Raw genomic sequence first — 8,166 nt, 5'->3', positions numbered from 1 at the left:
AACTCAGAAGTGAAACCTCTTAGCGCCGATGGTAGTGTGGGGTTTCCCCATGTGAGAGTAGGTCATCGTCAAGCTTTTACACAAAACCCCGATCTGCACAGGTCGGGGTTTTTTTATGCCTTGAATCCTCCTCCTGTGCCCGCGCTAGGTTCCCTTTTACCCTCTACCACCTCTAATGCTCCCTTCCCCATGCCTACCAGTCACTCCATAACCTTCGTAACGTTGCGCAGTCGCCTTTGGTAGCTCACTGTTGGTGAAAGGGCATACGCAGGTTATGCGACTTCAAAGACCAGGTTCACCGCAAGGCACAGGGTTGTAACCAGGGGCGGGAAAAAGGAGAGAGGGCCGAGGGTTTGAGGAGCTATTGGTCCAGCAGGAAAGGGCTAGGCACTGACCTGTCCCCTTTTTAGTCAGTGTCCCCCTAGGGGCGGATTCCCTTTAGTACAGTTTTGCTTCACCCTCAGGGCGGTGCTTAAAGCGTCGGTGCTGCCAAAGGTATTGCTCAGGGTGCTGGCGGATAAACCCCTCAATCATGCCGTTTACCCGCAAAGTGTCGGCTTCGAGGTTCCCGGTGGGGAAGTTGTCCAGCGGGGGGCTAAAATCCAGAACGTAATGACCCCTTTCGTCACGGTAATACTGGATCATAGCAACGGTCGCTCCGGTCTGTTGAGCATAGTCTGAGGTGACCGGAATGGTTGCTGCAGGGATACCAAAAAAAGGTGTCCAGATGCTTCTTTTTCTACCCATATCCTGATCCGGGAGGATGATCCCGATCTCGCCCTGGTTCACGAACCGGAGCATCGACTTGACCTCCTTTCTGGGTATGAATCGACCCAGTGTTCGGCGCCGCATAACGCCCGTCAGGTACTCGTACAGGGCGTTATCATGAACCCGATAGAGAATGTTGTACGCCACACCGGAGACGCCCGCCAGGCGAGCAATGGCCTCGATACAGGTCATGTGCACGCCGAACAGGATGACACCCTTCCCGCGGGCAAGAAGCGGCTTGATATGCTCTTCATAGCCGCTGACACGGCTTATGCGCTTGAGACGGCCCAGGCTACACCACCAGATAAGCCCCGGCTCGAGCAGTGCAAAGCCCAGCGCTTCATAGTTTTTACGTATAAGTTGCTCTTGCTCTTCTGCTGTGAGCTCTGGGAAACATAGCCTGATGTTGGTTTGGGTGATGCGCAGGCGGCTGCCCCCGATACGGTAGAACAGCCGCCCGATCAGCTTGCCCAACCCGATCAAGGCGGGCAGCGGTAGTCGTCCGATAATAAACAGGAGCGTGAACAGCAGCCAAACCCCCCAATAATTAGGCAGTAGGAAGCGCCACTGGAAACGGTAGCTGTGAAGGTAGTCTTGGTGGGGGGTGGATGTGTTGCTAGTTACCACTCAAAGGGCCTCGGTGTAATGCTTTTTGCTGTTGGTATGGGGTAGTTGACTTTGTTTCCGCCGCGCTCGACGTAAGTGTTCTATAGTATCAAGAAATTACTAATTTAGCCGTTAACCCCCAGACAGCCGTGTCACAGCTATCCAAAGGGGATCGAGGAACAATAATGAGCATCAAAGCGAGAATACTACTGTTAACCACCGTGCCGTTGCTGCTGATCACGCTGATTGTAATGATGGTCACCGGTTGGCGTTTGCAGTTGCTGGAAGATCAGGAGGTGCAAAGTTTTCGCTCCGAGATCATGGCCAGCAAGCAGGCTGAGCTCAAAAACTATATTGATATGACCCTTACCGCGATCAAGCCTTACTATGATGCGGATGACCAGGAGGGTGCCAAGGAAGTGATTCGGCGCTTGCGCTTTGATGAAGACCAGTCGGGTTATGTGTTTGGTTACAACTATGACGCTATCAACGTGGCCATGGGGCCCAATCCGGCGCTCGAGGGTAAAGACCTCTCCAACCTCAAGGATGCCAACGGTCAATATGTGATTAAGGACCTGATCGCCATCGCTAAGCGCGGTGGGGATTTCTACACCTATTTGTGGCCCAAGCCCGGCAGCGAAGAGACCGAGCCTAAGCTGAGCTATGCGATTGGCCTTGATAAGTGGAAATGGATGCTGGGTACCGGATTTTACATCGGCGATGTCGATGAACTGGTTGCTCGACAACGAGCCAACTTTGCCGCCAGTTTGAAGACCACGTTGGGCTGGCTGTTTGGTGCTGCCCTACTGACAGCCATTGCTGTCATTGCCATCAGCTTGATTATGGTTCGTCAGACCGTATCAAAGATTACCGCCTCGGTCGCCGTGATGGAGGATATCGCCGAGGGGGATGGCGACCTTACCCGCCGCCTCACAGTGGATGGCAACACCGAGATGGACAAATTGGCCGGTGCCTTCAACCGCTTTGCCGACAAGATACATGACATCATCTGCCAAGTTACGGATGTGACAGAGCAGCTCTCCTCGGCCTCTAACCAGATCAGTACCCAGAGTCGCCAGCAAAGCGACGCCATGGCCTCTCAACACGCTGAAGTCGAGCAGGTGGCCACCGCCATGAATGAGATGAGCGCAACAGCCCAGGAGGTGGCTTCCAGTGCCAGTGAGGGCGCTGGTGCTGCCAACCAGGCGCACCAGGAGTCGGTTGCAGGCCAGAAGGTACTTAACGCCACCATCTCCTCCATTCGCTCTCTCGATGAACGTCTTGATGAGGCCGCCGGTGTGATCAAGACCCTTGAAACCGAGACCGAGAACATTGGGTCGGTACTGGGAGTGATCGGAGGCATAGCCGAGCAGACCAATTTGCTGGCACTCAACGCCGCTATCGAGGCGGCCCGTGCCGGTGAACAGGGCAGAGGCTTTGCGGTGGTGGCTGATGAGGTGCGTACCCTGGCCAGTCGAACTCAGGACAGCACTGCCGAGATCCAGGAGATGATCAACCGCTTACAGCAGGAAGCCGCTCGTGCGGTGACCGTTATGACCGCCAGCCGTGAGCAGAGTAACCGCTCGGTGGAGCAGGCTACCCAGGCGGGCGATTCATTGCAGTCGATCGTGGATTCCATCAACACCATCAATGATATGACTACACAGATCGCCAGCGCCGCCGAGGAACAAACGGCGGTTGCCGACGAAATCAATGGCAATGTTACCCGCATCTCGGATATCAGCAGCCAGACCACCACCGGGCTGAAAGAGACCGCCAGCGGTGCCGGCACCATTCATAGTTTGGGTTCCACCCTGCAGTCGCTGGTAGGCCAGTTCAAAGTGCAGCGCTAGCAGGGCCCAGCGCTGAGGGAGGTGAAGAGCATGGCCGGCACAGTAGCGTGGGACCTTGGCCGGCTCCCCCGGCTCCTGGTGTTGCTCGCCTTGGTTGTGCAGGGGGCTGAGGCTGAGGTGTACCGCTGTGTCGATGAGGATGGAGTGCGCTATGCGGACCAGCCCTGCGGGCCCAACGCGGAAGCGGTGATTCTGCCCGAGATCCAGCAGAGTGACCCGGTTTCTCCGCCGCCCTATACGACCGGAGTCGCCCCGCTGCGCGAACCTCCCGAACGGGTCAACCGACCCGCAAGAGAGCCCCAGAGGCCTGATTATTGTCCCGACGTTCACGAGATTACCACCGCTGTGCGTCTGGGACGAATCAAACTCTGTATGACCAAGGAGCAGGTACTGGCGGCCAACCGCCGATCCGAACCTTCACGACGCAGCTTTTGGAACGATCAGGGCGATCTGTTCGAGTATTGGCACTATGGAGTGCGTTCTGAGGGCTGGCCCCGCGAGGTTCGATTCAAGAATGGGATTGTGAGGGGGTTCGGTGATCCCTGACCCCCCAATGGCCGCTAGGCTGTTTTGTTACAGGCAAGCTCGCTGAGCTGCTGATCTTTCTCTTCCCACAGGCGGTTAACCCATAGCTGGAACTGCTCACGATAGCCATCATCATTGAGGTAGTCGCCGCCACGGAACTCTGCTGGGATCGGCTGCTGCGCCATGCGCACCACTACGCCGTTGACCCGGCCGCAAAGGAAGTCCCAATAGCTGGGACGGTGGGACTCCGGGCTGTCGGCGTAGTAGATGGTGACATTTAATAGGGTGTCGAGCTGCTCCCCCATTGCCCCCAGTACAAAGCCAATCCCCCCCGCCTTCGGGCGCAGCAGGTGCTGGAAAGGGGACTGCTGCCGCTCATGCTTGGCGGGTGTAAAACGAGTGCCTTCCAGGAAGTTAAAAACTGCCACCGGAGTATGCTTGAATTTTTCGCAGGCCTTACGGGTGGTCTCCAGGTCTTTGCCTTTTTTTTCGGGATGTTTTCGCAGGTACTCCTGGGTGTAACGCTTCATAAAGGGAAAATCGAGCGCCCACCAAGCCAGGCCGATCACCGGAACCCAGATCAGCTCCTGCTTAAGGAAAAACTTCAGCATGGGTATGCGGCGGTTGAGCAGGTGCTGGAGGATGGTGATATCAGCCCAGGATTGGTGGTTGCTGGTTACCAGGTACCAGGAGTCGGTGTTCAGCGATTCCGGCATCTCAACATCCCACTCCAGCTTCTGGGTTAACCGCATCCAGCCGCTGTTGATGCTGATCCAGATCTCTGCAATGCCGATGCCTACCCGGGTGCAGAAGACCCGCAGTGGTGGAATGGGCAGGAGCAGTTTCAGCAGCGCAACAAACAACAGCAGCGGAACCAGCAGCAGTGTCTGGGTGGTGAGGATCAGCGCGGCGATGATGCCGCGCACAAAGGGAGGGAGGAAAGTGAGCATAGTGTCAGTTTTGGGTATTCGTTAGTGGTGGCTTTGCTCAGCTTGCACAGCCGTGAGAGCGATGGTGTAAACGATATCATCTACCAGGGCTCCCCGGGAGAGGTCGTTAACCGGTTTGCGCAGCCCTTGCAGCATCGGCCCCACGCTGATCACGTCTGCACTCCGCTGCACCGCCTTATAGGTGGTGTTACCGGTATTGAGGTCGGGGAAGATAAACACTGTCGCGCGCCCGGCCACCGGGCTGTTGGGGGCCTTGCTGCGGGCCACGCTTTCGATCGCCGCCGCATCGTACTGCAGGGGGCCGTCGATCAGGAGTTCGGGGCGCTTGCTGCGGGCCAGCTCGGTTGCCTTGCGCACCTTTTCAACGTCCACCCCGGAACCTGAGGTACCGGTACTGTAGCTGATCATCGCAACCCGCGGTGGTATACCGAAAGCGGCGGCTGACTCGGCGCTCTGGATGGCGATATCCGCCAGCTCCTCGGCGGTGGGGTCCGGGTTAACGGCACAGTCGCCGTACACCAGCACCTGATCAGGCAGTAGCATAAAGAAAATCGAGGAGACGATCTGGGTATCGGGGCGGGTTTTAATTAGCTGGAAGGCCGGCCGAATGGTGTTGGCTGTGGTGTGAACGGCGCCGGATACCAGGCCATCTACCTCATCCAGGGCCAGCATCATGGTTCCCAACACCACATTGTCCTCGAGCTGGGACTCGGCCATGGGAGCATTGAGGCCCTTGTTTTTACGCAGCTCCACCATGGGTTCAATGTAGCGGCCACGCACAACGTCGGGGTCCATGATGACGAGGTCGTCGGGTAGGATGAGGCCGCAACCCTCGGCGACGGTCTGGATCTCCTGGGGCTTGCCGAGCAGGATGCACTGGGCAATGCCTCGCTGGTGACAGATCGCCGCGGCCTGGATGGTGCGGGGTTCGTTGCCTTCGGGAAGCACGATGCGTTTATGGGCGTTATGGGCCTTCTGCACCAACTGGTAGCGGAAGGCCGGGGGGGACAGACGCGGCTCGGTGTTGTGGCCGCAGCGCTCCTTGAGCCATTCGGCGTTGATGCAGGAGGCGACCGAGTCCATCACCCGCTCGATCCGATCCACATCGTCCACCGGTACCTCATTGTTCATGCGGTCGAGCTTGGTGGCGGTGTTGTAGGAGTTGGTCTCGATCAGCATCACTGGCAGCCCGCTGCTCTGCACTGCTTTACGGCACAGGTCCATAATGGAGTCGGCGGGCATGATTCCGTTGGTCAGCAGTAAACCCGCCAGAGGCACACCATTGAGGGAGGCCAGGGAAGCGGCCAGGATAATGTCATCCCGGTCCCCGGGGGTGATGATCAGGGCGCCAGGTTTAAGCAGGTGGGTGATGTTAGCGGCGGTTCGCGCGCACAACACCCGGGAGGTAACCCTGCGCTGGGCGATATCCCCCTCATTGAGCACTCGGGCGTTGAGCAGTTGTGCAACATCCTTGGTACGGGGGGAGGCGAGGGAGTCATCCCAGGGGATGTAGCCGATCGGCATCAGGGGCTTGTTGCGGAAGGCGTCTAGCTTGACGATCTCGTGGGGGGCACCGGGGGAGTGCTGGCTAAAGGCCTCCTGGGACATCTTGTTGATGATGTACCCCAGCACCCGCTTTTTACTGACCCCTCCGAAGCTGTCACTGACGATCTCCAGCTTGTCGGCGACCATATCGAGGGAGTCCTCGTTGGAGGCGGAGACCAGGATCACCTCCGCACCCAGGGTTTTGGCGATGTCGGCATTGAGTCGTGTGACGTAGGGCGCCTGCCGGGTTGGCACCAGGCCCTCAACGATCACCACATCGGCATCGTCGGCGCTTTTCTGGAACAGTCCAACAATCTGCTCCATCAGGATATCTCGCTTGTGGTCACCCAGGAGGTCCTCGACGCGCTCGAGGGTGATGGGGTCGGAGGGGGTGAGCCCCATCACCTGATGGATCAGTAGCGTAGAGCGCTCCGGGCCCGAGTCGGTGGCATGCTGTTGGGCGATGGGCTTGCAGAAAGCGACCCGCAGGCCGACGTTATCCAGAGCCCGCACCAGTCCCAGGGAGACCGAGGTAAGACCGACGCCAAAACTGGTGGGGGCAATAAAGAAGGTATGCATGGCTATAGGATTTCCTGAAAGCGTAATTAGTGGTGACGGGAGGGTGACGGCTCAGTATCAGCGACCTGTTGGGCAACCAGGTGATGGGTGTCGCGAGCGATCATCAGCTCTTCGTTGGTGTTGATCACCAGCACGGCAGGGGTGTTGTTATCGGCGCTGATGCGTCCCTGGCTTTGGGCTCCGTTGGCAACGTTGCGCTCGAGATCGATGTCAATGCCGAGGATCGACAGGCGGCGGCAGGTAGCCTCGCGGATACGCGATGAGTTTTCACCGATACCGCCGGTGAACACCAGGGCATCCAGGTGTGGCAGGCTGGTGGCGAGACCGGCTAACTGGCGCGCGAGGGTGAACACATAGATATCGATGGCCAAGCGGGCCCGCTCATTACCTTCGGCCTCCGCCTGTTCCAGAGTTCGCATGTCGTTACTCAGGCCGGAGAGTCCCAGCAAGCCGCTCTCCTTGTTCAGCATGCGCGATGTCTGCTGCAAGCTGTAGCCGCACTCGCTGGCCAGGAAGTCGTACAGATTGGGGTCGACGTTGCCGCTGCGGGTTCCCATCACCAGCCCCTCCAGGGGGGTGAGGCCCATGGTGGTGTCCACACTGTTGCCGCTGCGAATGGCGGCGGCGCTGCTGCCGTTACCAAGGTGGGCGCAGAGCAGCGAGTGGTCGGTCGGCAGCTCCAGCAGCTCCAACGCACGCTGGCTGACATAGCGGTAGCTGGTGCCATGAAAACCATAACGGCGCACGGCGTGCTGCTGATAGAGCGCATAGGGAATCGCGTAGAGGTAGGCTTCTGCCGGCATGCTCTGGTGGAAGGCGGTATCGAACACCGCTACGTGCTGCAGGCTCGGGAAGTGCTGTTGGGCTACCTCAATACCGATCAGGTTGGCGGGATTATGCAGGGGAGCAAGCCGCTGGCAGTCACGGATAGTGTCCATCACCTGCGCGTCGATCAGGGTGGACTCCCTGAAGCGCTCGCCGCCATGGACCACCCGATGGCCGATTGCACCAATCTGCTGTTTGAGTCCTGCCTCTGTGAGCAGGCCGAGGATCTGCGCGCAGGCTTCCTGGTGATCTGCGCCAGGCAGTTCCAGCCGCTGCTTCATGCCCCCCATGCTGTAGCGGATAGAGGCCAGCTCCTCACCGAGCCGCTCCGCCAAACCGCTGATCACCTCCACGCCGGAGATGGGATCGATCAGGGCAAACTTCAGTGATGAGCTACCGCAGTTAAAAATCAGTACGTTAGGTGAGGTCATAATTTCCTTTGCATGAGAGAACTGCTAAACCAGTATAGATGGTTCCCCCCGCCGCCCTGAAACTGGGTCGGGGGTAAGGGAAAT

General features: G+C 58.4%; 6 protein-coding genes and 1 rRNA gene. 3 read left to right on the top strand and 4 right to left on the bottom strand.

Features of this window, described 5'->3' with window-relative positions; translation table 11 throughout:
* Nucleotides 1–74: ribosomal RNA gene (gene rrf, locus D0544_RS17485) — 5S ribosomal RNA — on the top strand; the annotation flags it as partial.
* 364 nt (nt 75–438) lie between these two features.
* Here rrf and D0544_RS10085 read toward each other — a convergent pair.
* A complete protein-coding gene (locus D0544_RS10085) occupies nt 439–1,395 on the bottom strand; it encodes an LpxL/LpxP family acyltransferase (RefSeq protein WP_125015810.1) in 957 nt (318 codons plus the stop codon).
* A gap of 164 nt (nt 1,396–1,559) precedes the next feature.
* Between D0544_RS10085 and D0544_RS10080 the strand changes: the two genes are divergently transcribed.
* Together D0544_RS10080 and D0544_RS10075 are read left to right on the top strand one after the other, a co-directional pair.
* On the top strand, nt 1,560–3,227 hold the full coding sequence (locus tag D0544_RS10080; protein WP_125015809.1) for a methyl-accepting chemotaxis protein: 1,668 nt from the start codon (nt 1,560–1,562) through the stop codon (nt 3,225–3,227).
* 30 nt (nt 3,228–3,257) lie between these two features.
* Nucleotides 3,258–3,773 (top strand): DUF4124 domain-containing protein, encoded by a 516-nt coding sequence (locus D0544_RS10075; RefSeq protein ID WP_125015808.1) that lies wholly within the window; start codon nt 3,258–3,260, stop codon nt 3,771–3,773.
* A gap of 14 nt (nt 3,774–3,787) precedes the next feature.
* On the opposite strand, the gene D0544_RS10070 is transcribed toward D0544_RS10075, so the two are convergent.
* Genes D0544_RS10070 through D0544_RS10060 form a run of 3 tightly spaced genes read right to left on the bottom strand, consistent with a single transcriptional unit; the run spans nt 3,788 to nt 8,082 of the window.
* Nucleotides 3,788–4,702: an acyltransferase gene (locus tag D0544_RS10070; protein WP_125015807.1), complete on the bottom strand. Its 915-nt coding sequence runs from the start codon at nt 4,700–4,702 to the stop codon at nt 3,788–3,790.
* A gap of 21 nt (nt 4,703–4,723) precedes the next feature.
* A complete protein-coding gene (gene pta, locus D0544_RS10065; protein ID WP_125015806.1) occupies nt 4,724–6,826 on the bottom strand; it encodes a phosphate acetyltransferase in 2,103 nt (700 codons plus the stop codon).
* 26 nt (nt 6,827–6,852) lie between these two features.
* A complete protein-coding gene (locus D0544_RS10060; RefSeq protein WP_125015805.1) occupies nt 6,853–8,082 on the bottom strand; it encodes an acetate kinase in 1,230 nt (409 codons plus the stop codon).
* Between the last annotated feature and the right edge of the window lie 84 nt (nt 8,083–8,166).

The sequence above is a fragment of the Aestuariirhabdus litorea genome (assembly GCF_003864255.1).
In the GTDB taxonomy this organism is placed as follows: Bacteria; Pseudomonadota; Gammaproteobacteria; order Pseudomonadales; family Aestuariirhabdaceae; genus Aestuariirhabdus; species Aestuariirhabdus litorea.
This window is presented reverse-complemented; position numbering and strand designations above follow the sequence as displayed.

Excerpts from the sequence above, each read along its gene's own strand:
- D0544_RS10060 (WP_125015805.1), bottom strand. The coding sequence starts at position 8,082 with ATGACCTCACCTAACGTACTGATTTTTAACTGCGGTAGCTCATCACTG.
- D0544_RS10075 (WP_125015808.1), top strand. The coding sequence starts at position 3,258 with ATGGCCGGCACAGTAGCGTGGGACCTTGGCCGGCTCCCCCGGCTCCTG.
- D0544_RS10080 (WP_125015809.1), top strand. The coding sequence starts at position 1,560 with ATGAGCATCAAAGCGAGAATACTACTGTTAACCACCGTGCCGTTGCTG.
- pta (WP_125015806.1), bottom strand. The coding sequence starts at position 6,826 with ATGCATACCTTCTTTATTGCCCCCACCAGTTTTGGCGTCGGTCTTACC.
- D0544_RS10070 (WP_125015807.1), bottom strand. The coding sequence starts at position 4,702 with ATGCTCACTTTCCTCCCTCCCTTTGTGCGCGGCATCATCGCCGCGCTG.